Origin of the sequence: Psychromonas sp. (assembly GCF_047632955.1) — a bacterium.
GTDB lineage: Bacteria > Pseudomonadota > Gammaproteobacteria > Enterobacterales > Psychromonadaceae > Psychromonas.
In genome coordinates this window covers 186,560-211,969 of record NZ_JBLIED010000002.1, presented here as the reverse complement: position 1 = coordinate 211,969, position 25,410 = coordinate 186,560, and the positions used below count along the sequence as shown (strand labels likewise).

Below are 25,410 nucleotides of genomic sequence, written 5' to 3'. Positions count from 1 at the left end.
TGAAAAACACCGCAAGATATCCTTGATAACATTGAATTGCTTACTGGAAAAAGTTTAAATCCTGATAAAGATCTGTTAATACTGGATGAAATCGGTGAATGTCAACGAGCCGTCACTTCGTTAAAGTATTTTGCTGAGAAAGCACCTCAAATGTATGTTGCGGCAAGCGGCTCTAATATTGGGTTATTAGAGTCCTTTCCTGTTGGGAAGGTAGAGCAGCATAACCTACGACCTCTATCTTTTGGAGAGTTCTTGCTTGCTTCCAACGAAAAGGCGTTATTGAAGGCGTATAACAGCAAGGCATCAAATGCCGCTGTTCACCTTAAGTTAATGGATAAGCTTACTGACTACTATTTTGTTGGCGGAATGCCTGAGGCTGTGAGTGCGTGGTTTTCAGACAGCACAAGCAGTACAAAAGAAAGGGTTGATGCTGTTAATACGATCCATGCAAACCTTGTTGATGGGTATGTTAGAGACTTCGGTAAATATTCAGCTAAGGTGAATGCTCAACTTATAGAAGCAGTATTTAGCAGTGTACCGAGCCAGTTATCCGGCGTTTTAGATCAGTCAGTAAAAAGATTCCAGTTTAAAGATGTTTACCCTAAAAAGTCACGTTACAGTGATTTTGAAAATCCAATTACTTGGCTGCATAAATGTCGCCTTGTACTGAAAAACTATCCTATTGACGGAATGCCTCGTACGCCTTTTGCCGGCTATCAAAAGCAAAACGTAGTGAAGCTGTTTCTGTTCGATGTGGGGTTATTGAATCATATGCTTTCAACGGGCTATATCGAGATTAAGCAGCAGAGCTACGAATATAAGGGGTATATTGCTGAGAATTTTGTTCAACAAGAGTTTGCTGTTTTAAACCGGGAGCCAACCAGCTCATGGACTCAAGCAACGGCTGAAATTGAATTTATCCTTAATAACGAGATGGGAGAAGTTATTCCCGTAGAAGTAAAAAGTGGACGCCGTACAAAGGCAAAGTCACTGCAAGCATACATGGAGAGGTACAACCCCAATAAAACGATTAAGCTTACGGGTACTCAAGGTTCAGATGCTCTTGAAACAACGAATATTGTCCTCCCTCTGTACTATACAGAGTATCTATTTGGGATGATTTAGTTAATGCGTGGATTCTGGTGTGTTTTCGGAACTGAGCCTTCAGGCTTGGCGGTAGATACAAATAAGCCTCCGAATGGGAGGCTTATTTAAAGTATTAAAGCTTAAAGTTCAGCTCTCTTTTTAGATTAAGAAATGCGTTTGTATTTAATACGATGCGGCTCAATAGATGCGGCGCCGTAGGTTTTCTTCATCCATTCTTCGTAATCCGTGAAGTTACCTTCGTAGAAATTCACTTTGCCTTCGTCGCGGTAGTCGATGATATGGGTAGCTATTCTGTCTAAGAACCAGCGGTCATGGGAAATAACCATGACGCAACCGGCAAAATCGAGCAGGGCATTTTCTAGGGCACGCAGTGTTTCGATATCAAGGTCATTGGTGGGCTCATCGAGTAATAAAACGTTGCCGCCGGATTTAAGCAGTTTAGCCAGATGTAAACGGCCACGTTCACCGCCGGATAAATTGCCGACAATCTTCTGCTGATCGCCGCCTTTAAAGTTGAAGCGACCCAGATAAGCACGACTTGGAATTTCGATATTGCCAATTTTAATAATATCGCTGCCGCCGGAGACTTCCTGAAACACGCTGACTTTATCATCCATATGGTCGCGGAACTGATCGACACTGGCGAGTTGTACACTTGTACCTATGGTGATTTCACCTGAATCGGGTTTTTCCGCTCCAGACAACATTTTAAACAGGGTGGATTTACCGGCACCGTTGGCACCGATAATGCCGACTATGGCGCCCTTGGGAATACTGAAGCTTAAATCATCAATTAATACTCGGCCGTCAAAGGATTTACTGAGGTGATTGACATCAATTACCTGGTCACCTAAACGCTGACCCGGTGGAATAAACAGCTCATTGGTTTCGTTACGTTTTTGAAAGTCCTGATTGTTGAGCTCTTCAAAGCGCGATAAACGTGATTTGCTTTTAGACTGACGGCCTTTGGCGTTGGAACGAACCCATTCCAGCTCCTGCTCAATTTGGCGTTGACGGGCTTTTTCCTGAGAGGCTTCCTGTTTTAAGCGTTCATCTTTCTGCTCCAGCCATGATGAGTAGTTACCTTCCCATGGAATACCGTAACCGCGATCCAGCTCTAAAATCCAGCCGGCGACGTTATCCAGAAAATATCTATCGTGGGTAATGGCGACAACAGTCCCTTCATAGTCATGTAAAAAACGCTCTAACCAGCCAACAGATTCTGCATCCAAATGGTTGGTGGGTTCATCCAGTAATAACATGTCCGGTTTTTCGAGAAGCAGACGACACAAGGCCACACGGCGGCGTTCACCACCGGAAAGGATTGAGATTTTTGCATCCCAGGCTGGCAGGCGAAGTGCATCGGCAGCACGCTCTAATTGGTTGTCTAAGTTATGACCGTCGTGTGCCTGAATAATGGCCTCTAATTCACCTTGGCGTTTTGCCAGTGCATCAAAGTCTGCGTCGGGCTCTGCATAGGCGGCGTAAAGCGCATCTAAGTCGCTTAAGGCATTTTTAACTTCGCTGACCGCTTCTTCAATCGTTTCGCGGACGTTTTTATTAAGATCTAATACCGGCTCCTGGGCTAAGTAACCGATTTTTGTGCCCGATAAAGGCCGTGCTTCACCGGCAAACTCTTTATCTAGACCTGCCATAATACGTAATAAGGTTGATTTACCTGAGCCGTTTAAGCCTAATACGCCAATTTTTGCGCCGGGGAAAAAACTCAGGGAGATATCTTTTAAAATAGTGCGCTTGGGTGGAACGACCTTGCTCACCTGGTCCATTGTGTATATAAACTGTGCCATGAATGATTGCTCTTATTAAAGAAAAGAAAAAGACTGTGTCCCGATGATAGGGCAAAGCAACGGAAAATAAAACACTCCGGTTAATGATAAAAGGGCTGTATCTTGCTCAATACGCGCTTTTCTCATTTTAAATCTTAAAATTATTCATTTGTTTACGCTATGCAACGGGGGAAAGTTTGCGTAAAATGCGTTACATCAATAAATAAGCCTATTTGAAACCAGACCTAGCAGGAGTTATGCATGTTTAACCGTGATATGAATATTGCCGATTATGATCCAGAATTGTGGCAGTCAATAACTGATGAAGTTCAGCGCCAAGAAGACCACATTGAACTGATTGCATCAGAAAATTACACCAGTCCACGTGTAATGGAAGCGCAAGGCAGTCAGTTAACCAATAAATACGCAGAAGGTTACCCGGGTAAACGTTATTACGGCGGTTGTGAATACGTTGATGTGGCGGAATCTTTAGCCGTTGAACGTGCGAAGGCTTTATTTGGTGCGGATTATGCAAACGTCCAGCCGCACTCGGGTTCACAAGCTAATGCTTCAGTTTATCAGGCGCTTTGTGCACCGGGTGATACTATTCTGGGCATGAGTCTTGCTCATGGTGGCCATTTGACCCATGGTTCTCACGTTAGTTTTTCCGGTAAAATGTACAATGCAGTGCAATACGGAATCACCCCTGAAACTGGCATTCTAGATTACGCTGAAATTGAACGTCTTGCTATCGAACATAAACCAACCATGATTATCGCAGGTTTCTCTGCTTATTCAGGTATTGTTGATTGGGCTAAATTTCGTGAAATCGCCGACAAAGTAGGTGCTTATCTGTTTGTTGATATGGCGCACGTTGCAGGACTAGTGGCTGCGGGTCTTTACCCTAACCCTGTACCTTTTGCTGATGTTGTTACTACTACAACCCATAAAACATTAGGCGGCCCGCGCGGCGGCCTTATTCTTGCCAAGGCCAATGAAGCGATTGAGAAAAAATTAAACTCAGCAGTTTTCCCCGGCCAGCAAGGTGGTCCGTTAATGCACGTTATTGCGGCTAAAGCGGTTGCATTTAAAGAGTGTGCTGAGCCTGAATTTGCTGTTTACCAGCAACAGGTTTTAGATAATGCGAAAGCGATGGTTAAATCATTCCTGGCGCGCGGTTACAAAATCGTTTCCGGTGGCACTGAAAACCATCTCTTCCTGGTTGATTTAATCGCTCAGGATATTACCGGTAAAGAAGCGGATGCTGCTTTAGGTAATGCGCATATTACGGTTAACAAAAACTCTGTGCCGAATGATCCGCGTTCTCCTTTTGTGACTTCCGGTTTGCGTATCGGTACTCCGGCACTGGCACGTCGTGGCGTGAATGCTCAACAGTCTGCTGAGCTTGCGTTATGGATGTGTGACATTCTTGATGCAATCAAAGATGAAGCTAAACTTGCGACAACCATTGAAGCGGTTAAAGTTAAAGTTGCTGCACTTTGTAAAGCTTGCCCTGTTTACGGATAATCTGTAACGAATAAGCAATTAGAAGCTACGCATTGCGTGGCTTTTTTTTACCCTTTTTTTGAGCTTGCCGTTAAAAAATTATTCATAAGCAAATTACTTGAAATGCATTTTCAAGTAATTTGCTTATAAACAGAGTATTATTACCCATTACTATTAAATGCAGGGTAACTTCCTGATATTTTCAATAGATCCGGTCAATTTTTATGCTTGGCATTAATTCTGAACCTTAATTCTGAATAAGAGTGAGATTAAATGTACTGTCCTTTTTGTAATGCTCAAGATACTAAAGTAATCGACTCGCGCTTAGTGTCAGAAGGATCTCAAGTCCGTCGTCGGCGCAGTTGTAATGAATGTAATGAACGTTTTACTACCTATGAATTTGCAGAACTGCTGATGCCGCGTTTAATTAAGTCCGATGGACGTCGTGAACCCTTTAATGATGATAAATTGCTGGTGGGTATTAACCGTGCTTTAGAAAAAAGACCGGTGAGTCTGGAAGACATTGATGCGGCGGTTAATAAACTTAAATCAACCCTGCGGGCGACCGGTGAGCGTGAAATTACCTCTAAAATAGTCGGCGAATTGGTAATGGAATTACTGAAAGGGTTAGATAAAATTGCCTACATACGTTTTGCGTCGGTTTACCGTTCCTTTAAAGATGTTAAAGAGTTTGGTGAAGAAATAGCCAAGCTCGAAGAGTGATTTTAAGCTCGATGGCATTATGCTTGTTAGGCTAAAATTTTTACTGTTTTTACTCTTGTTAATGTAGAAGATTGAATATTAATGAATACTGCGGTTTTTTCGAATTTAGATAAACACTATATGGCCCGTGCTATCATGCTGGCCAAAAAAGGGCGCTTTACCAGCTCACCCAATCCCAATGTAGGCTGCGTGATTGTCGCCAATGAGATAATAGTAGGCGAAGGATTTCATCAAAAAGCCGGCCTCGGACATGCGGAAGTAAATGCGCTGGCGATGGCTAAAGACAAAGCTCTGGGTGCAACCTGTTACGTGACCCTGGAGCCCTGTTCCCACTTCGGCCGTACGCCGCCCTGCGCTTTAGCTTTAACCAAAGCCGGTGTCAAACGGGTGGTCGTGGCGATGGTTGATCCTAACCCTAAGGTTGCCGGGCAGGGCATTAAAATATTAATCGATGCGGGTATAAAAGTTGACCTTGGCCTGCTGGAAAATGAAGCGATGGATTTAAACTGTGGTTTTATTAAACGTATGCAGTTTAAACAGCCTCGTGTCACGGTTAAGTTAGCCAGCAGTTTAGACGGTAAAACCGCTCTTAAAAATGGTCAAAGCCAATGGATCACAGGCGCTGAAGCACGCTGTGACGTGCAGTATTTTCGCGCCCAGCAAAGTGCGTTATTAACCGGAAGCGCGACTGTGATTGCCGATGATCCAAGCTTAAATGTGCGCTATGAAAGCTTAAAAAATCATCCTGATTTTGATCTGGAGTTGACGGCCTCTGAAATACGCCAACCGATACGCATTATTTTAGACTCCCACAATAAATTGACCCTGAAGGAAAAGCTGTTTTCACTTGCAGGTAAAGTGCTGCTGGTATCTCTACTTCCGCGCAACGATTTATTAGATAATCAAAATCAATCAGGCGCTGATATAGAGCAGCTGATCGGCAGCGATGATGGCCAGGGGCGTATCGACCTTAAGCTGTTGTTAACCCAGTTAAGTGATTATGAAATTAATGACCTTTGGGTTGAGGCCGGGGCGACACTCGCAGGTGAATTTTTTAATCAGCAGCTGGTTGATCAGTTTATCCTTTATCAAGCACCAAAATTAATGGGCAGTCAGGCTCGAAACTTAGTAAACTTGCCTGATTATTCAACCATGGACAATGTTGTGCAATTAACGCTGCAGGATGTGCAGTTGATTGGCAATGATATTCGCATCACAAGTAACAGGGGTTAGTATGTTTACAGGAATTATAGCGGCAGTGGGAAAGGTAACTGCCATTAAACACAATGCCAAAGATATCACCATCAGCGTGGATTCGGGCAGCCTTGATTTAAGTGATGTAAAACTGGGTGATAGCATTTCCAATAATGGCGTTTGCTTAACGGTTACCAAGTTAAATAATAACGGGTTTGATGCCGATCTTTCCCATGAGACATTAAAACGCAGCGGTTTTTCGCAAATTAAAAGCGGTTTTTTACTTAATTTAGAAAAAGCGATGCAGATGAATGACCGTTTTGGCGGACACATTGTTAGCGGGCACGTCGATGGTGTGGGTGAAGTGACTTCCGTTAATCCGCTTGGTAATGCCGTTGAATACTGGATTAAAGCGCCTGCCCAACTGGCTAAATATATCGCAGAAAAAGGCTCTATTACCGTTGATGGTGTGAGTTTAACCACCAATGAAATTGACGGTGCTGCTTTCAAATTGACTATTATCCCGCACACCATATCGCAAACCACTATGGTGAACTACAAGGTAGGCACCCAAGTTAATTTAGAAGTTGATCTTATTGCCCGTTATTTAGAACGTTTAATGCTCGGTGAAAAAGCCGCTGAAAGTCATAATGACCATAAATCAACCATGGATCTGCTCGCTCGAAGTGGTTTCTTAGGTTAAGTCGCAAATGCTATAGGCCAACTATAAAGTGGTTATCCAAGTGAATTTAGAAGTTGATCTTATCGCCCGTTATTTAGAAAGTTTAATGCTCGGTGAGAAAGCATCGACAAGTCACAATGACCATAAATCTGCTCGTTCGAAGTGGTTTCTTAGGTTAAGTCGCAAATGCTATAGGTCAACTATAAAGTGGTTATCCAAGTGAATTTAGAAGTTGATCTTATTGCCCGTTATTTAGAACGTTTAATGCTCGGTGAGAAAGCATCGACAAGTCACAATGAACATAAATCAACCATGGTTCTGCTCGCTCGAAGTGGTTTCTTAGGTTAAATCGTAAAAGAATAATAAGGGAACAAAATGAAATTAAGTACTACCGCTGAAATTATCGAAGATATTCGTTTAGGTAAAATGGTTATTTTGATGGACGATGAAGATCGCGAAAACGAAGGCGATCTTATTATGGCAGCCGATCTAGTCACTCCGGAAGCCATTAACTTTATGGCAACCTATGGTCGTGGTCTGGTTTGTCTAACATTAATGGCTGAGCGCTGTGAGCAGCTTAAATTACCATTAATGGTAGATGATAATACGGCGGCATTTTCGACCAACTTTACGGTTTCTATTGAAGCTGCCCTTGGTGTAACAACGGGTATTTCAGCGGCAGATCGCGCAGCTACGGTACTCGCTGCCGTGGCTAAAAACGCCCAACCTGCAGATATTGTTATGCCCGGTCATATTTTTCCGTTGCGCGCCCAACCGGGTGGTGTATTAACCCGTGCCGGACACACTGAAGCGGGTTGTGACTTGGCTCGCCTGGCCGGTCGCGAGCCAGCAGGGACGATTGTGGAAATATTAAATGAAGATGGCAGCATGGCTCGCCGCGCAGACCTTGAGATTTTTTCCGAGAAGCACGGCATTAAATTAGGCACCGTTGCGGATTTAATTGAATACCGTAATAACAATGAAACCACCATTGAACGTGTCAGCACCTGCAAATTACCGACAGAATTTGGTGACTTTGATTTAATCGCTTATCAGGACACTATTGATAAACGAGTTCATTTTGCGTTAGTTAACGGTGAGATTAAAGAAGGGCAAACCACCAATGTGCGTGTGCATCTACAAAACACCTTCGCCGATAACTTCTTTTCTGATCGCTTAAGTAAACGCACCTGGCCATTAAATGCTGCGCTGCAGCGTTTAAATAAAGAGGGTGGCGTGTTGGTTATGCTCGGCCATCAGGAAACTCCTAATTCATTAATTGAACAAATAAAACAAATTGCCAATGAAGATGCCGGTGAACGTGTGGCCAAAAGAGAACCAAAAGTTAGCCGCCGCGTGGGTGTTGGTTCGCAGATTCTGCGTGATTTAGGCGTGCAGAAAATGGCCCTGTTAAGCTCCGAGAAAAAATACCATGCGTTATCAGGATTTGGTTTGGAAGTGGTCGATTACATTACGGAATAGCCCGTATTGTCATTCGTAATACAGTTAACAAATAATAAAAATGTGTTAAGATTCACAAAATTTTGTAATAAGGGTAGGAAATGAAAATTATTGAAGGTGGCTTAGCTGCACCACAAGCGCAGATAGCAATTGTTATCTCTCGTTTTAATAGCTTTATTAACGAGCAGTTATTAGCAGGAGCAATCGATACCCTTAAGCGTACTGGTCAAGTTGCTGATGATAATATTACTGTCGTTCGTGTACCTGGTGCCGTTGAGCTGCCATTGATCGCTAAACGTGTCGCAGCCTCTAAAAAATTCGATGCAATTATTGCATTAGGCACCGTCATTCGTGGCGGTACACCACACTTTGAATTTGTTGCTAACGAATGTAATAAAGGCCTTGCTCAAGTCTCTCTGGATTTTGACGTGCCGGTTGCTTTTGGCGTATTAACAACAGATTCAATTGAACAAGCGATTGAACGTGCGGGTACTAAAATGGGTAATAAAGGCAGTGAAGCGGCCTTAAGTGCATTAGAAATGGTTAATGTATTGGCGGAGCTTGGATAATGAAAATGAAACCAGCTGAGCGCCGACGCGCCCGTCAATTTGCGGTACAGGCAATTTACCAATGGCAAATCACTAAACTGAATGCCGGTCAAATTATTGAGCAATTCAGTGTTGATCAGGATATGTCAAAAACCGACGTTCCTTATTTTAAAGAATTATTAGCCGGTGTTATTCATCGTGTTGATACTTTAGATGAAAAATTATCTCCTTATCTTTCTCGTAAAATTGAAGATGTTGATATGGTCGATAAAGCCGTATTACGTCTGGCCATGTTTGAGTTAACTCAGCGCCCGGATATTCCACATAAAGTGGTTTTAAACGAAGCGATTGAATTAGCAAAAGACTTTGCTACGGACGAAAGTTACAAGTTCGTCAACGGCGTTTTAGATAAAGCATTACGCAGTTTGAAACTACGAGAAGAAGAACAGAGCAACTAATTCTGCTTCTAGGTTTAGTTATACAATACCAAATCCAGTCGCTTCGGCACTGGATTTTTTGTGTAAAAAGATAATACCAAATCCATTAATTGTCTGCTCATTTATGCTGGTTAAAACACATGCTAGCTAGACATAAAACTACGTTTTAGTCTTTGTTATTAATTTTATAATTAGAACAACTAGTTACTGCAATTAATGCCTTGCTTTCATGAGTTTTTCCGGCGCCTAAATAGATCACCTAATTAGTGGAATTGGTATACATATTAAAACAGGAAAAAAAATGAATAAAAGTTTATTGACCAATTTAGTATCAGCCGCCATTTTAGCGGTCGGTTTATTGCTAGATGAAACAGAGCTTTCGGCTATTCTAACCATGGTGGGTTTATTTGCGCTGTCCGGTGCATTAACTAACTGGCTGGCCATTTTCATGTTATTCGAAAAAGTACCTTTTTTGTATGGTTCAGGTGTTGTACCGGCCCATTTTGAGGAATTCAAAAAAAGTATTCACCGATTAATGATGGATGAATTTTTCACCCCTGAAAACGTCGATCGTTTTTTAACTGCCGGATCCTTTTCGGCGGCCAGCATCAACCTTGAACCGGTGATTGAAAAAGTTGATTTAAATCCGACCTATGATGGTTTGGTGGAGGTTATTATGGCCTCGTCATTTGGCGGAATGCTGGTTATGTTTGGTGGTAAAGAGGCACTGATACCGCTGCGTGAACCCTTTATCGAACACATGAAAAAATCCATTATTGAAATGACTAATGATGATAAATTTATTCAGCTACTTAAAGACGAAGTTGAACAACCGAAGATAATGCAGGACATTTTAAGCAAAGTTGAGCAGATTATTGAGCAGCGTTTAAGTGAATTAACCCCGACTATTGTTAAAAACATTATTCAAAAAATGATCAAACGTCACCTTGGTTGGCTGGTTATTTGGGGCGGTGTGTTTGGTGGCCTGATTGGTCTTGTCAGCGCCTTTGTTATCGCCTGATAGCCGGCAGAAGAGAACATTTGTTATGAAATCATCACTCGGGTTAAATACATTTCTGTTTTCTGTATTAGCGTTGCTGGCCTTTGCCGCTAATTCAATTCTTGCACGCCTGGCTTTAGGGGCGGGTGATATCGACGCGGCTGGTTTTACCATAGTGCGTTTATTATCAGCGATGGTGATGTTGACTATTCTGCTGCATGTTAGGCATAAATCCAATGCTAATGCACTGGCCGCTGTTAAACCTGAATCCAGCTGGTTTGCCGCGTTGATGTTATTTATTTATGCCGGCAGTTTTTCCTTTGCTTATCTGTCACTTGATACCGGCACCGGGGCATTAGTGTTGTTTGCTGCGGTTCAAATTACCATGGTGATTAAAAATCACCTGCAAGGCAACCGTTTAGCCTTTATGGAGTTTCTGGGTTTGCTTATTGCGTTCAGTGGTTTTGTTTATCTGGTTTTACCAAACTTAAGCACACCGTCACTGATGGGCTTTGTGTTAATGGCCATATCCGGGATAGCCTGGGCTTTTTATACTCTAAAAGGGCAAGGCAGCCGTGATCCTTTGTCTGCTACTAATACAAATTTTTTACGCACTCTACCTTTTATTTTTATATTGTTCCTGTTTTCGTATTCAGAAATTATCTATAGCTGGCAGGGTATATTATTGGCCAGCGTATCCGGTGCTTTGGCGTCAGCATTGGGTTATTATTGCTGGTATTTGGCATTGCCGGGATTATCAATTACGCAGGCGTCGGTAATACAGTTGTCGGTGCCTGTTATTGCAGCACTGGGCGGCGTAGTATTTATGAGCGAGTCAATCAGCTTAGATTTTATTGTTTCAGCGATATTAGTCTCCACCGGTATTTTGCTGGTGGTGCTGGCTCACTATCAAAAAAACAAAGCGGCATCATCACGCAGAGCGTAGGAACAATCGAACAGTCGAGCCTAAAGGCTCAGTTCCGAAAACATATGTGTACCAGTATTTGGAACCGCGCCTTCAGGCGTGCTTGGGTAAATCACAGACCTTCGATTAAAACACCAAAACGGCATCATCACGCAGAGCGTAGGTACAATCGAATAGCCGAGCCTAAAGGCTCAGTTCCGAAAATATATGTGTACCAGCATTTGGAACCGCGCCTTCAGGCGGGCTTGGGTAAATCACAGACCTCCGATTAAAATACCAAAGCGGCATCATCACGCAGAGCGTAGGAACAATCGAACAGCCGAGCCTAAAGGCTCAGTTCCGAAAACATATGTGTACCAGCATTTGGAACCGCGCCTTCAGGCGTGCTGAGTAAATAACTAACGACTCGCAGAGCTCTGCCCGTTCTTAATACTGAACTGTCGTAAATTACTTCGGGCGTCCTGCCCTACGCCTTTCAGGTCGTTGTCGTAAATTCCAACGTTCAAATTTGTTCCTGATAAATTTGTCACACCTTCGATTAAAAGATCTTGAAGGTGACGATTAATAGGCGAGAGTGTGCAGAAAAGCGAAGGTGTACAAAGGGGCAAGTGCATCACCCCTCATCAAAAACAAGTTTTACACTTACCTGATTCATCTGCATAAGCATGTCTAACTAGTGAGACCTTCTTTTAATGCGGCTTGGTATTTTTCTTTAAATTTATTAAATTTTGGTTGAATGACCATAGAGCAGTAACCTTGTTCCGGATTTTTAAGAAAGTATCCCTGATGATAATCTTCAGCGGGGTAAAATTTTTCTAACTTATCAATCGTTGTTTTAATACTCTTCGAAAATATTTGTTTTTCCTCCAGCAGGTGAAGAAATTCTTCTGCCAGTTGCTTTTGCTGCAGATCATGATAAAAAATCGCCGAACGATATTGCGTGCCGGTATCATGACCCTGACGGTTTAATTGGGTTGCATCATGCAGACTGAAAAAAACAGTTAATAATTCCTGATAACTGATAACGGCATCATCAAATTTGATCTGCACAACTTCGGCGTGGCCGGTTGTACCAGTACAAATATCTTCATAAGTAGGAGAATCAGTTTCGCCGCCCGTATAACCCGAAACCGCACTTTCTACGCCCTTTAAAGCATTAAAAGCTGCTTCAATACACCAAAAACATCCGCCTGCAAAATTTGCTGTCGAAATTGCCATTTTATACTCCGTATTTAATTGTTAAACCTGATACCAAATCCATTAATTTAGCCTGAAAAATTTGCGATTTACTGCCAGTTGATACTCAACATTATGCTTTATATTACATTTGAAGAATGTATCATAAATGATGTGACTTAGCCTGTCTGATATATCATGAGACCTCTGTTTCTGCAATCATAGCCTCTGAGAGAAATAAAAATCCATTTACACCGCTTATTGATTTATTTTCTAGCGCAACAACCCTCAGATAATCTTACTAAATGCGATTTTTTAACGTAAAATTATAAATCTAAACAGATTGAAACTTGTGTTAAAATAACAGCCATTTTTGAATCTGCATATCAGTAATTAACCGACTAGGGTACTTTAGACATGATCCCAAACTTATCTCATCAAGAGAATATTAAACAAGATTACTTTGCATTTTTAAGCGCCTTAAGTGCAACAAAATATAGTGGCGAAATAGAAAAAAGTTATGCTAGTCGTCTTGCTGTGGCAACGGATAACAGTGTTTATCAATGTTTGCCGCAGGCGGTTCTGTTTCCTCGTTCTACCCAGGATATTGTTGAGATTTGTAAACTTGCTCAAGATGCGCAATTTAAAAATATTCGTTTTTCACCTCGTGGTGGCGGCACGGGTACCAACGGCCAGTCCTTAAGCAATGACCTGGTATTAGACCTGTCCCGTTTTATGAATCAAATTATTGAACTGAATGAGGGTGAAGGCTGGGTGCGGGTACAAACCGGCGTGGTTAAAGATCAGCTCAACGACTATTTGCGCCCCTTTGGGCTGTTTTTTTCTCCGGACTTATCGACCAGTAACCGCGCTACCATTGGCGGTATGGTAAGTTGTGATGCTTCCGGACAAGGGTCGCTCGTTTACGGTAAAACCAGTGATCATGTTCTGGCATTAAAATCGGTATTGGTAGACGGTCAGGTTCTGGACAGTGCACCGCTTATGGGTGATGCTTTAGCAGAACAGAGTGCCCGTCAGGACAGTATTGGTGCTGTTTACCGTCAGGTGATTGAAACCTGCGCGGGTAAGCAGCCGCAAATTGAGCAGGGCTTTCCCAAGCTAAATCGCTTCTTAACCGGTTATGATTTAAAGCACGTTTATGATGCGCAAACGGGGTCGGTGGATTTAACCCGTATTTTGTGCGGCGCAGAGGGCTCTCTGGCTTTTATTACCGAAGCCAAATTACACGTGCAAAAAATTCCCACTTATCGCACCCTGTTTAATGTTAAATACGACAGTTTCCAATCGGCATTACAAAATGCTCCTTTTTTGGTGCAGGCTAATGCGTTATCGGTCGAAACCATTGATTCCAAAGTTTTAAACCTGGCCAAACAAGATATTGTCTGGCACAGCGTCAGCCGCTTAATCACCGATGTGCCGAATAAAATTGTCGAAGGTTTAAATGTCGTTGAATTTGTTGAGGAAGACGAGCAAATACAAGCGCAAAAGGTTAACGATTTAATTATCAAATTAGATCAATTAATTGCCAGTGAAGAAGCCGGTGTGATTGCTTACCAAATTTGTAATGATCTGGACGATATTAATAAAATTTACGGCATGCGTAAAAAAGCGGTCGGCTTGTTAGGCAAGACCGCAGGCAGCGCAAAACCGATTGCATTTGTGGAAGACACTTGCGTTCCGCCGGAAAATTTAGCGGCTTACATTATTGAATTCCGGCAGTTATTGGATGATCATAATCTCCATTACGGCATGTTTGGTCACGTCGACGCCGGCGTATTACACGTCCGTCCGGCGCTGGATATGTGCGATCCGGAGCAGGAAAAAATGCTGCGTAACATTTCCGATAAGGTGGTGGCATTAACCTCTAAATATAAAGGGTTAATGTGGGGAGAACATGGTAAGGGCTTTCGCAGTGAATACAGTCCTGAATTTTTTGGTGAAGAATTGTTTACCGAGTTACGTAAAATTAAAGCCGTCTTTGATCCGCAAAACCGCGTCAATCCGGGGAAAATCTGTACACCTATCAATTCCGATGAGTTGCTAGTCAGTGTCGACGCGGTAAAACGCGGGACCTTTGACCGTCAAATCCCGATCAAGGTGCGCGAAAGTTTTAAAGAGAGCATTGACTGTAACGGTAACGGTTTATGTTTTAACTATGATACAAAATCCCCGATGTGTCCCTCGGTTAAAATAACCCGCGATCGCCGTCATTCACCTAAAGGCCGTGCGGGTTTAATGCGCGAATGGTTACGTCAGTTAGCCAATAATGATATCGATGTATTACAACTCGAAGAGGATCTTTACGCCGGTAAAAATGCCAGTATATTCCGGAAATTTACCAATACTCTGGGCAAACGTAAAGGTGAATATGACTTTTCACACGAAGTGATGGAAGCGATGCAGGGCTGCTTAGCCTGTAAAGCCTGTACCAGCCAGTGTCCTATTCAGGTGGACGTGCCCACTTTCCGGGCCCGTTTTATGCATCTTTATCACGACCGTTATTTACGCCCCTTAAAAGATTATTTTGTTGCCTACGTCGAGCAGTACGCCCCGGTGATGGGTAAAGCGCCGCAATTTTTTAATTTTTTCATGGGCATGAAACTGACCGCCACATTAACCGAAAAGTTTGTGGGCATGGTTGATATCCCCTTACTTTCAAGCCCGACACTGAGCGCTTCACTTAAAAATCAAGATGTTGTTGAGTTTGATTTAAGCAGGTTGCAGGCATTAACCGATGCGCAACGTAAAGAGTACGTGCTGATAGTACAGGATCCTTTTACCACTTTTTATGATACGGATGTGGTCAGAGATGTGGTCTTAACGATTAAAAAATTAGGTTATAAACCGGTGATTCTGCCCTTTAAAGCCAACGGCAAACCGCAGCATATTAAAGGTTTTCTGGATAAATTTGCTAAAACGGCCAAGGATTCAGCACAATTTTTAAATCAAATGGCAGACCTTAATATTCCTATGGTGGGGACAGATCCGGCCATGGTATTGTGTTACCGTGACGAGTACAAACAAGCATTGGGTGAAAATCGCGGTAATTTTCATGTGCAGCTTTTCCAGGAGTGGTTGTTAACGCGTTTAAGCGGTGATAAAAAAGCATCAAACGGCAAACAATATTTTTTATTGGGTCACTGTACAGAAGTCACCGCAGAGCCGACATCAAGCACAGACTGGGCTGCAATATTTAATCATTTTGGCGCTCAGTTTATTAATGTGCCCGTGGGATGTTGCGGTATGGCCGGTACTTATGGTCATGATGCGGCTCATCTGGCCGATTCAAAAGCCATCTACAGTCTAAGCTGGGAAGCTGAAATTGCTAAACGTGAGCGCGGGCAATGTTTGGCAACGGGTTATTCATGCCGCAGTCAAGTTAAGCGCATAGAAGGGCAGACCTTAAAACACCCTGTACAGGCGCTACTGGAAATTCTATAGCAATTTATAAAAATTTTATAGATAGAAAATAATTTACTGAAAAAAAAGCACAGGATAAAAATGTCGATTTGGAAAAAAAACACCGATTTGGCGCGCTTAAATGCCACCAGTGAAAATACACTGACCGCGCACTTGGGGATCTTATATACCGAGGTGGGTGATAACTCACTCACCGGAACAATGCCCGTTGATCAACGCACCGTCCAGCCTTTTGGGCTGTTACACGGCGGTGCATCTGTGGCATTAGCTGAAACCCTGGGCAGCCTGGCGGCTAATTTGGCCGTTCCGCCGAGTAAAGTTTGTGTGGGTCTGGAAGTTAACGCCAATCATATCCGCGGTGTAAAATCCGGGATTGTTAGCGGCACGGCAACGGCGCTGCACATTGGTTACACAACACAAATTTGGTCAATTGCAATAAACAACGAAAGAGGGCAACTGGTTTGTACATCACGGCTGACCGTTGCGGTGATCAACAAACCTGCCTAACTAGATAATTTGGCTAGTCTAAAACAGATAACATCACCCCGTGGTAATTGATCACCGGGCATTTAAATTAAAAAGAGAAAGTTATGATTAAAATTGGTGCTTATAATGAGCTCACTATTATTAAGCAAGTTGATTTCGGGCTGTACCTTGATGGGCAGGCCGATGGTGAAATATTATTACCCCGCCGTTATGTCACCGACGATATGAAAATCGGGGAAACGGTGGTGGTCTTTCTGTATTGTGATTCAGAAGATCGTTTGATTGCTACCACCCAAAAACCTAAAGCGGAAGTGGGTGAATTTAGCTCTCTGAAAGTCGTTGATACAAATAGAGCAGGCGCGTTTTTAGATTGGGGATTACCAAAAGACTTATTGGTTCCTTTTAATCAGCAAAAAATACCGATGAAAGAAGGTTATGGATATATTGTATATATTTATCAAGATGATATAAGCGAGCGTTTAGTCGCTTCTTCAAAACTGGATCGTTTTTTAGACAAAGAAGAAGCAACCTATAAAGTCGGCGATAAAGTCGATTTATTAATCGCAGAAAGAAGCGATATCGGTTTTAAAGCGATTATTAATAATAAACACTGGGGCGTTTTATTCCCAAGCGAAATTTTTGGTGAGATGGGCATTGGTAAAAGGTGCAAAGGGTATATCAAGCAGATGCGCGAAGACGGCAAAATTGATTTGACCCTGACCCAGATAGGTTACGGAAAAATTGATTCCTTAGCCGAGCGTGTTGTGCAAACCTTGAAACAGCATCAGGGTTACCTGCAGCTGTCGGATAAAAGTTCACCTGAGAAAATAGCCAAAATTTTAAAAATGAGTAAAGCTAATTTCAAAAAAACAATCGGTCAGTTATATCGTAAGAAAGTGATAGATATTGAAGATAATGGCATTCGTTTAGTCGAATAATCTCCGCCTTGGCTTGAGTACTGGCGCATTCGCTGCCAGTACTTACCAAGCCGACCTTAGAGTTTACTCTTCTCCGGTGTAATAAGATGAACGTCCTGCTGCGGAAACGGAATAATAATTCCTGCCACCTTAAAGCGTTTATGAATTTCTTTATGCAGTTCAGTAATGGCACGTAAACGATCGCCTTGAGTGGCAACATAGGCCCTTAAAGATATCGATAAGCTGCTGTCGGCAAACTCTTCAAAGTTAACAAAGGGAGGCGGCTCATTGAGTATACGCTCATTCTCCTTGGCACTCTCCTCGATAATTTCCATTGCCAATTCTACGTCACTGCCGTAATCAATACCGACCTTAATCATGATTCGGGTAATTTCATCACTGAGCGTCCAATTAAGCACGCGGCCGGTAATCAGCTCTTTATTGGGGATCAATAACTCTTTTTCATCAAAGTTACGGATGGTGGTGGCGCGAATACGAATACGTATTACCGTGCCCGATGACTCATCGGTACTGCCGGTACTGATAATATCGCCAACGCGAATCGGACGTTCAAATAATAAAATTAAACCGCAAATAAAATTGGCGACCACTTCCTGCAGACCAAAACCAATGCCCACACTCAGTGCGGCAAACATCCATCCGATGCGCGAGGAGTTTATTCCAAGAAAGTTCATGGTTATCAAAATTGTAATAATAACAATACTATAACGTGTTAACGTGACAATGGCATAACGGGAACCGGGGCTGACTTCGCCGTTTTTAAGTAAAATAATGTCGATTAAAGAGGGCAGGTTTTGGGATAATATATAACCTCCCAAACTCACTAAAAAAGCCACCAGGACCTCATCCAGTGTCACCGCAAATAACAGTTCTTTGCCATCCACCAGAACGTCTTTATTCCACAGCTCTATCTGTTCAAGAAAGCTTAATGCCGGTAACATCTGACCCCAGACGATAACGAATCCGACCACGGCTAATACTAAGGTCGCTGCGTTAATCAGTTTGTGACTGTCGCCGTCTAATGTTTTTAAATCGACCTCATGCTCTAATATTTCCTCATGAACCAATTCAGGGGTTTCGCTGCCTGTTGATTTGAGGCGATCCCATTTAACTTTTCGAGCAATGACCAAATTATCATAGGTTAGCCTCTTGCTGGTCATTAATAACCAGCGGCTTAAAAGGGAATGAAAAAGCCACAGAACAGCGGCAAATAAAATCGAGAAATACAGGCGTTCGCCAAATACGCCTGCTGTATAGGTGTATCCCGCTAAAGACATAATAATGATGGCGACGGGCAAGCACATAGTGAACAAAAAAATGATTTTTCTGGCTTTAAATGTTGCCGCCGGATCCGTTGTTTGTGCTTTATATATCAACCCTTTATGGGGGTGTAAAATGCTATAAACGATTCTTACCAGCGCAAACATCATACCTGAGTAGCCTAATATTGCCAGCGCTCCGCCCAATGTTGCGGGAAATAATATAATGGCACTCAGGGTGATGAAGTAGCAGGGAATACCGAAGTAAATGAACAGATTGAGTTTTTTCACATAGATAGAGAGCGCTTCTATTTTTCGCCCAAAATGTACTTCGGAAACCCCTTTTTCAATGCATAGCACTTTTAACAATTGTACCGCAAAGAGCGAAACAGCTGTGTAAATGCCTACATTGGCTAATTCGCCTGAACTGTTCGACGCTGTTTCCGGAAGCTTGATAGCCCAACTGATAATAAATAATATTAATCCGGCGGGCAATGCCAGCAGCGTGGAATAAATCAATGCTTTGACGGTATGCAGGATACTATCCTGTTTTGCACGGCCGACTTTTTCACCACAGAGTTGCAGTGAGGTGAGTATATTTTTGTGTAAAAAGATTAACAAAAATACCAATGATAAGGGGATGAAAAGTAAAAAGAGATCCTGTAATCTGATGTTTTTTAAATTCTGAAATGTATCTTTTAAATGGCTTATGTACAGTTTAATGTCCGAGGGTAATTGGGTAAACATAATAAAATCAAAGGCATTACTGCTTTTTAACCACAACAGGTGCTCAGTTAAATAATTATCATAATCAGTGGTTTTATTTATTAATTGCAGATATCTGGCATCCAGTTCGTATAATCCGCTCTGTTGTACTTGGTCATTTTTGATCACCCTGTCAAGCATATTTTGACGGTCTTCCAACAATTCAGACAGGGTCTGATTATATTCACTGTTTATTTGATTATCGGGCCGTGCGATTTTTGGCGGTTCCTGCATGTCGTTAATTAACATCTCTTCGTGACGGAACAAGCGCAGGCTTATTTTAGCAATATCATCAATCACCACACTTCGTGATTTTGTATAGGTTTGACTCTTGGGGAGTTTCTCTCTTTGGGCACGAATGGATAAAGCGATAAAAGATGAGTCGCTTTGCAGCTGCAATCTTTTGCGGGCATTGTGGAATGCTTCGGAGACCTGCAGTGATAATTTTCGTTCGCTGGTCTCTTTCTCTAACAGTCTTTGCAGCTCCTTAAATTGTAATTCCAATACCGCAATCAGCGCTAAATTTTGTGTGGCTATTTCCTCAAGGTAACTGTCCTCTGCTAATTCACCGTTGAGCACAAAATTTGCCGTTGCAGATATCTTTTTTGTTGACTCGGCTCGTTTGTTAAACATTTTTTCATTTAAAAATGCGATCCGTATTTCTATTTTTTTGAGCAGGGCAATTTCGTTTTTCTGTTTCTCCTGCAGCAGGTTCAGTAACGTGGTGTTGCCGGCGATCTCCTGATCGAGCATTAATAGCTCTGTTTGTAACGATTGACGTTTTGTCTCGCGGTACCAATTATCCGCTTCTGTAAAAGCAGGGCCGCTATCGGATTGCTGATCTATCTGTTTTTCATCAAATTCTGTCAGCTCTAAACGGATATAATTAATTCTTTCTCGAGCTTGGCTGGGGCGTAAAGTGCGCTCCCCAATAGCGGTATTGATGATATTGAGTCTGTCTTCCGATGCCGAACGCTTTACTTCTTCATCTGAAATTAGCTTTTCTAAGCTCTCCAGAGCAGTGAATTGATTGATTTTTAAGCTTTCTAAGGGATCCGTTGTTGAACGTTCCTCCTGCATTTTTTTCAGTTCGTTTATTTCTTGAGGGGCGGTTACTAATGCACTTTTATATTGTGCAGTGGCCTCATTGTGCTGTTGAATCTGATGCCGGTTGGAAATGCTGTCGCGATACAGCTGGATTAATTTATCTTGTGTTTCTGGATCATACTCTTGAGATTTTTTAGCCACTTCAATACTTTTCTCAAGCAGATCAATCTTTACATTATCCAGTGCTTGAGCTAACCCGAGAGTGGTAAAACAAATAAGGCTCAAAAACAAGAACAGGCGGCTAATATTGTTCATCGAAACTCCATGGTCATTTATATAAATGCTGCTGTAAAAAATTCCGGCCGCTAATTCCGGCTACTATAGATGACAGTACTTTCACTTGCCATCATCCAGAGGGGCTATTTTGCTGTTACCTGTTCAGTGTTGACCAAAATGTAAAAATTAATCAAAAGTTGTTAAAGTCTACACCAATTTACTATTTTAAAAGTAGCAGGCGTAAGCATTTTTAATTTTTCAGGGATCATTGCAGCGGTCTGTTATAGCGCAATTTAAACTTTTGGAGGTGTTTTGCTAAAATCGCATAAAAAGGAATTGATGTCAATGAGGTGCTGCTGTCATCACTTTATTTGCAGAGCCTGTTTGGGTTAAAGCAAAGTCAGAGGATGACGGTTGATATTATCAGCAAATGAGTAAAACAAGATGTGCCGCAGGCTGACAAAAGAAAATCAGTTGAAAGGTGCTTGAAATGCTTGGTCAGAGCATTCCAATAACGGGTTTGATTTGCTAATAAAGCTAAGGTGCTGTTTTATTCACTATGGCAATATTATTTAGTCCCTGTTTACAACTGGCAATAATATCCAGTTGCTTATCTTTTGCTGTCGTATCAACACCATAGAGCCCAAGGATAGTATGGAAAAGATTATCGTGAGAAAAAGTACCATTGTTTGCTTTATCAAGCAGACACTGTTTATTGATCCCTTTTGCATCGGCATAATCATTTCCAAGCCACATAAACCAGGGAACATGAGTTTGTTGTTCAGGGGCAATCATATATGGAGCACCGTGCAGATATAAACCGTTTTCACCAAGCGATTCGCCATGGTCTGAGATATACATTAAGGCAACATTATATTGCTTTGAATATTCTGTTAATTTTTTAATGGTCTCGGCAATAACATAATCCGTATAAGCAAGGGTATTATCATAAACATTGAGGATCTCCTGATCGCTGCAGTTTTCAATATCACTTTGATTACAGGCCGGAGTGAATCGTGCTTTATCTTCCGGATAGCGTTGCCAGTAGGTCGGGCCATGACTGCCTTTAATATGTAAAGCGATAAACTGATTACCTTTATCTTTTTTGATTTTTTCGTCTAATTTCTGCACCAATAGTTCATCGTAACAGGATCCAGCAGCACATAAATCCGAGCTGTCGTCAGATGAAATCTCTATTTTGGAAAAATGGTTAGCGACGTTTTTATCACCACCATCATTTTCAAGCCAGAGCATATTTACGCCTGCATGAGAAATAACATCTAAGGCATTATCCTGGTTATTAGCTCGGTTTTTGTCGTAGTTAGAGCGCTTCATATTTGAAAACATGCAGGGTAATGAGTGCGCAGTCGCTGTGCCGCATGAGGAAACATTCTTAAAAGAAATTATCCCCATATCCTCTGTGTAGGGGTCGGTATTACGTGCATAACCATTATAAAAAATATTTTGTGAACGGGCGGTCTCACCCACTACTAAAACCATTAAAGTCGGTTTGTTATTAGCGCTGCTTTCCAGACTCGCATCCTCGCCAATGGTTTTGTATTCCAATTTTTTTGTAAGATATGTTTTATTTATATATCTAAATGAATTGAATGCATGAGCCGGATTAATCATTTTATTCAGGTAGCTGTTATTGCGCCCGATAGAGGAATAATCTTTATAATAAAAAAACGCGATCAACAAAATCCCGATAACAGCAATAATCACCAATAAAAGCCGGTTAACTGCCTCACGAATGATACTTTTTGCATAGGTTATTTTTATTTTAAAAAGCAAAAATGCAGGTAACAGGCCTAACACTATAAAGTATAAAACCGACGTAAGATTGACATAGGTTAAAGCCTCCCCGGTATCCGTTTCAAAAACATTTTCTATCATAGAATAATCAAACATGATGTTATATTTGAGACTGGCATAAAAAGCTAATGCGGATGTTAATAGCAGCGGAATCTGTATTGCTTTGAATAGATAGGGCAGGGCGAGCAGTGAAAAAATAATGATAAATGCAAAAGTTAAAATGATCGGTGAAAGGAAATAAAATATTCCCTGGTTACCCGATAAAATATAGAATTTATCAATGATCGGATAATTGAAAACAAAACCGTAATAGATTGCAAGCAGGGTGATCAAAAACACCATATTGATGGAAAATTTGGGGTTCTTAATAGTTTTTGACGAAGTCGATTCCAAGGTGATTATCCTGAACAGTTAATAATAGGTCAGTATCTTACTTAGTTAACCTTAAGGTTTACTGACGAAATTTCATTTACTGGAAAATGAAAATTTATATTCATTTGGGTTTAAATTGTAGGTCATTTTTCAATTCAAAACTTGATCGAGCTCACCAACAGATTATGTAAACAGATCGAAGAATATATTCGCGGTTTAGTATTTCAGTCGATTTCCTACAGACAGACAAACTGCCATTCTTTATACTGCTTTTTTACATCAATATATTGTTTCAAGGACTATTGAATAATGATTACTAACTCTCTCCCATTAACCGATCTTCATCGTCATCTGGACGGTAATATCCGCATCGCAACTATTTTAGAATTAGGTCAAAAATTTGCCTTACCTTTGCCAGCTTATAATATTGAAGGGTTACGTCCCCACGTGCAGATAGTAGAAACAGAGCCAAATTTGCTGGCTTTTTTATCTAAATTGGATTGGGGAGTGGCGGTATTGGGCGATCTGGATGCCTGCCGCCGTGTTGCCTATGAAAATGTGCAGGATGCCATGGCGGCACAAATAGATTACGCGGAATTGCGCTTTTCACCTTATTACATGGCCATGAAACACAATTTGCCGCTGATCGGGGTTGTTGAAGCCGTGGTCGACGGCGTGCAGGCGGGATGTCGCGACTTTGCTGTCAAAGCAAATTTAATTGGTATTTTGAGCCGTACTTTTGGTCAGCAACACTGTCAGCAGGAGCTTGAAGCGTTATTAACTCAAAAAGATAACTTAGTTGCCGTTGATCTGGCGGGCGATGAATCGGGTCATCCGGGTGAGCATTTTGTCGAACATTTTAAAACCGTGCGCAATGCCAATTTACAGGTCACCGTGCATGCCGGAGAAGCTGCCGGTGCGAGCAGTGTTTGGCAGGCGATTAATGAGCTTGGTGCAACCCGCATTGGTCATGGTGTGAGAGCGGTTGAAGATCCTAAGTTGCTGGATTATTTGGTTAAACATAAAATAGGCATTGAATCTTGTTTAACCTCCAACATACAAACAAGCACCGTGGATTCTCTGGCAAAGCATCCCATAAAGACTTTTTTAGAAAGCGGCGTGCTCGCCTGTTTAAACAGCGATGATCCTGCTGTTGAGGGGATTGAACTGCCCCACGAATACCAAATAGCAGCAACAAAAGTCGGTTTAAATCAAGATCAAATTCGACAGGCACAAATTAATGGTATGGAAGTAGCGTTTCTGTCCGATGCCGAAAAATCTGCATTACGTAAGATTGCACTAAATCGTTAGTTATTTATATAAGCGCTTATATCTTAAGCTGTTATATTGTCTTAGCAAACGCATAAAAGGGATAATTGCTGACAGGAGAGGCACTTCCTGTCACTCTATTTTTCCGGCGTTATGCACTATCACTTGTTATCAATCCGTCTGCAGATTTATATTCAAGGGGATTGGGTATATTATTAAGTAACATCTTGGAGTTATTGATGAAAAAAATTATTGGTGTTGTAGTTATGGGGTTGTTTGTTTTGGGTTGTACGCCTGAAGTGGGAACTGAAGAGTGGTGCACCTATGTAGAAAAACAACCTAAAGGGGATTTAACGGCTAATGAAGTTCGCGATTACGCCAAATTTTGTCTTTTTTAAAAACTTAATCCGGTGTTCAGTCTGTTTTTTAATCTAGGAGTTGTAAGCGATGAATCCAATCTATGAAATGAGCCTGATTGTCTTAATTGCGGGTGGGTTACTGATCTTTTTATTGTCAATCTGGATTGCGAAAGTGTGGCAGAAGAGTGCATTGGTCAAAGAAAAGCTTAAGTCTGATGCTTATCTTGAAACCCTTAAAGCCAAACAGGCACAAATAATACAATCTCTGGAGAATGAGTTAAAAGTTGATCGGCACTCCCTGCGACTTGCTGATACTCACCTTATTGAAAAGCGAGCCGCAGTGATTGATCAATGTTACAAATACCTTGCAGATTTTGATCTGGCTATTGTTGAAGTGAAGATAAGTGACAACAGCCAATCACCACAGGAAAGTTATGACACTGCGCTGCTTAGATTTACTACCTTTGCCTCTTTTTTTGAAAGAAACCGGGTGTATTTTTGCGCGCTTACTGCTAAAAAAGTCTCTAAATCCCATGCTTCAGCGCGAGCAACACTGGATTTGATAAAAGCATTAGTATACACAAACCAACCCTTGTCAAACGGCATCAATGATCAGCTGCAGAGCCTTTTTAATAAGTTAAGTGCCGACATTAATCGCAGCAGAAAGGAAATTGAATCTGAACTGCGCGCTATTTTACAAATCGATGATACCAGCCAGGATAGTGATCCCGACAACAGTCTTGATGCACTGTCAATGTTCCGCTGAGTGTGCTTTTAGTGTTCTTTATTTCGGTTTTTAAAGCACTTTATCCGGGACTGTTTTTATGACATGCCCGG

Annotated in this window: 20 protein-coding genes and 1 pseudogene; 17 read left to right on the top strand and 4 right to left on the bottom strand. The window is 41.8% G+C overall.

Features of this window, described 5'->3' with window-relative positions; genetic code table 11:
* Nucleotides 1-9 precede the first annotated feature (9 nt).
* Nucleotides 10-1,125, top strand: a pseudogene (locus ACJAZP_RS02655) (ATP-binding protein); the annotation flags it as partial.
* Between the two features lie 125 nt (nucleotides 1,126-1,250).
* On the opposite strand, the gene ettA reads toward ACJAZP_RS02655, so the two are convergent.
* Entirely contained in the window at nucleotides 1,251-2,915 is a 1,665-nt protein-coding gene (gene ettA / locus ACJAZP_RS02650; RefSeq protein WP_415229185.1) for an energy-dependent translational throttle protein EttA, read from the bottom strand.
* 240 nt (nucleotides 2,916-3,155) lie between these two features.
* Between ettA and glyA the strand changes: the two genes are divergently transcribed.
* From glyA to ACJAZP_RS02600, 10 genes are all read left to right on the top strand, one after another.
* Nucleotides 3,156-4,421 (top strand): serine hydroxymethyltransferase, encoded by a 1,266-nt coding sequence (glyA, locus tag ACJAZP_RS02645; RefSeq protein WP_415229184.1) that lies wholly within the window; start codon nucleotides 3,156-3,158, stop codon nucleotides 4,419-4,421.
* Nucleotides 4,422-4,673: 252 nt separating this feature from the next.
* Nucleotides 4,674-5,123, top strand: a complete 450-nt coding sequence (gene nrdR / locus ACJAZP_RS02640; protein ID WP_415229183.1) for a transcriptional regulator NrdR — start codon at nucleotides 4,674-4,676, stop codon at nucleotides 5,121-5,123.
* A gap of 81 nt (nucleotides 5,124-5,204) precedes the next feature.
* Nucleotides 5,205-6,356 carry a bifunctional diaminohydroxyphosphoribosylaminopyrimidine deaminase/5-amino-6-(5-phosphoribosylamino)uracil reductase RibD gene (gene ribD / locus ACJAZP_RS02635; RefSeq protein WP_415229182.1) on the top strand — a complete coding sequence of 384 codons (1,152 nt, stop codon included), beginning with the start codon at nucleotides 5,205-5,207 and terminating at the stop codon, nucleotides 6,354-6,356.
* Nucleotide 6,357: 1 nt separating this feature from the next.
* Nucleotides 6,358-7,020 carry a riboflavin synthase gene (locus tag ACJAZP_RS02630; protein ID WP_415229181.1) on the top strand — a complete coding sequence of 221 codons (663 nt, stop codon included), beginning with the start codon at nucleotides 6,358-6,360 and terminating at the stop codon, nucleotides 7,018-7,020.
* A gap of 198 nt (nucleotides 7,021-7,218) precedes the next feature.
* Nucleotides 7,219-7,347 (top strand): hypothetical protein, encoded by a 129-nt coding sequence (locus tag ACJAZP_RS02625; RefSeq protein ID WP_415229180.1) that lies wholly within the window; start codon nucleotides 7,219-7,221, stop codon nucleotides 7,345-7,347.
* Nucleotides 7,348-7,374: 27 nt separating this feature from the next.
* Nucleotides 7,375-8,481: a bifunctional 3,4-dihydroxy-2-butanone-4-phosphate synthase/GTP cyclohydrolase II gene (ribBA, locus tag ACJAZP_RS02620; protein WP_415229179.1), complete on the top strand. Its 1,107-nt coding sequence runs from the start codon at nucleotides 7,375-7,377 to the stop codon at nucleotides 8,479-8,481.
* 80 nt (nucleotides 8,482-8,561) lie between these two features.
* Nucleotides 8,562-9,029, top strand: coding sequence for a 6,7-dimethyl-8-ribityllumazine synthase (gene ribE, locus ACJAZP_RS02615; protein WP_415229178.1), 468 nt, complete (start codon nucleotides 8,562-8,564; stop codon nucleotides 9,027-9,029).
* Nucleotides 9,030-9,034: 5 nt separating this feature from the next.
* On the top strand, nucleotides 9,035-9,466 hold the full coding sequence (gene nusB, locus ACJAZP_RS02610; protein WP_415229292.1) for a transcription antitermination factor NusB: 432 nt from the start codon (nucleotides 9,035-9,037) through the stop codon (nucleotides 9,464-9,466).
* Nucleotides 9,467-9,746: 280 nt separating this feature from the next.
* Nucleotides 9,747-10,466, top strand: a complete 720-nt coding sequence (locus tag ACJAZP_RS02605; protein WP_415229177.1) for a DUF445 domain-containing protein — start codon at nucleotides 9,747-9,749, stop codon at nucleotides 10,464-10,466.
* Nucleotides 10,467-10,491: 25 nt separating this feature from the next.
* Nucleotides 10,492-11,391, top strand: coding sequence for a DMT family transporter (locus tag ACJAZP_RS02600; RefSeq protein ID WP_415229176.1), 900 nt, complete (start codon nucleotides 10,492-10,494; stop codon nucleotides 11,389-11,391).
* Between the two features lie 648 nt (nucleotides 11,392-12,039).
* Here ACJAZP_RS02600 and msrA read toward each other — a convergent pair.
* Complete coding sequence (gene msrA / locus ACJAZP_RS02595; RefSeq protein WP_415229175.1) at nucleotides 12,040-12,588, bottom strand: peptide-methionine (S)-S-oxide reductase MsrA; 549 nt, start codon at nucleotides 12,586-12,588, stop codon at nucleotides 12,040-12,042.
* A gap of 375 nt (nucleotides 12,589-12,963) precedes the next feature.
* Between msrA and ACJAZP_RS02590 the strand changes: the two genes are divergently transcribed.
* The 3 genes from ACJAZP_RS02590 to ACJAZP_RS02580 all read left to right on the top strand — a co-directional run bounded on the left by ACJAZP_RS02590 (nucleotide 12,964) and on the right by ACJAZP_RS02580 (nucleotide 17,411).
* Nucleotides 12,964-16,008 carry an FAD-binding and (Fe-S)-binding domain-containing protein gene (locus ACJAZP_RS02590; protein ID WP_415229174.1) on the top strand — a complete coding sequence of 1,015 codons (3,045 nt, stop codon included), beginning with the start codon at nucleotides 12,964-12,966 and terminating at the stop codon, nucleotides 16,006-16,008.
* Between the two features lie 60 nt (nucleotides 16,009-16,068).
* Nucleotides 16,069-16,494: a hotdog fold thioesterase gene (locus ACJAZP_RS02585; RefSeq protein ID WP_415229173.1), complete on the top strand. Its 426-nt coding sequence runs from the start codon at nucleotides 16,069-16,071 to the stop codon at nucleotides 16,492-16,494.
* A gap of 83 nt (nucleotides 16,495-16,577) precedes the next feature.
* The gene (locus ACJAZP_RS02580) at nucleotides 16,578-17,411 is read left to right on the top strand and encodes a S1 RNA-binding domain-containing protein (protein WP_415229172.1); all 834 of its coding nucleotides are present in this window, start codon (nucleotides 16,578-16,580) and stop codon (nucleotides 17,409-17,411) included.
* Nucleotides 17,412-17,467: 56 nt separating this feature from the next.
* On the opposite strand, the gene ACJAZP_RS02575 is transcribed toward ACJAZP_RS02580, so the two are convergent.
* Both ACJAZP_RS02575 and ACJAZP_RS02570 read right to left on the bottom strand, forming a co-directional pair.
* Nucleotides 17,468-20,797, bottom strand: coding sequence for a mechanosensitive ion channel domain-containing protein (locus ACJAZP_RS02575; RefSeq protein ID WP_415229171.1), 3,330 nt, complete (start codon nucleotides 20,795-20,797; stop codon nucleotides 17,468-17,470).
* Nucleotides 20,798-21,295: 498 nt separating this feature from the next.
* Nucleotides 21,296-22,966 carry a phosphoethanolamine transferase gene (locus ACJAZP_RS02570; protein ID WP_415229170.1) on the bottom strand — a complete coding sequence of 557 codons (1,671 nt, stop codon included), beginning with the start codon at nucleotides 22,964-22,966 and terminating at the stop codon, nucleotides 21,296-21,298.
* Between the two features lie 288 nt (nucleotides 22,967-23,254).
* Between ACJAZP_RS02570 and add the strand changes: the two genes are divergently transcribed.
* The 3 genes from add (at nucleotide 23,255) to ACJAZP_RS02555 (ending at nucleotide 25,339) form a co-directional block, all read left to right on the top strand.
* Nucleotides 23,255-24,256: an adenosine deaminase gene (gene add, locus ACJAZP_RS02565; RefSeq protein WP_415229169.1), complete on the top strand. Its 1,002-nt coding sequence runs from the start codon at nucleotides 23,255-23,257 to the stop codon at nucleotides 24,254-24,256.
* Between the two features lie 197 nt (nucleotides 24,257-24,453).
* Nucleotides 24,454-24,612, top strand: a complete 159-nt coding sequence (locus ACJAZP_RS02560; protein ID WP_415229168.1) for a DUF3012 domain-containing protein — start codon at nucleotides 24,454-24,456, stop codon at nucleotides 24,610-24,612.
* A gap of 49 nt (nucleotides 24,613-24,661) precedes the next feature.
* On the top strand, nucleotides 24,662-25,339 hold the full coding sequence (locus tag ACJAZP_RS02555) for a hypothetical protein (RefSeq protein ID WP_415229167.1): 678 nt from the start codon (nucleotides 24,662-24,664) through the stop codon (nucleotides 25,337-25,339).
* Nucleotides 25,340-25,410: the final 71 nt, after the last annotated feature.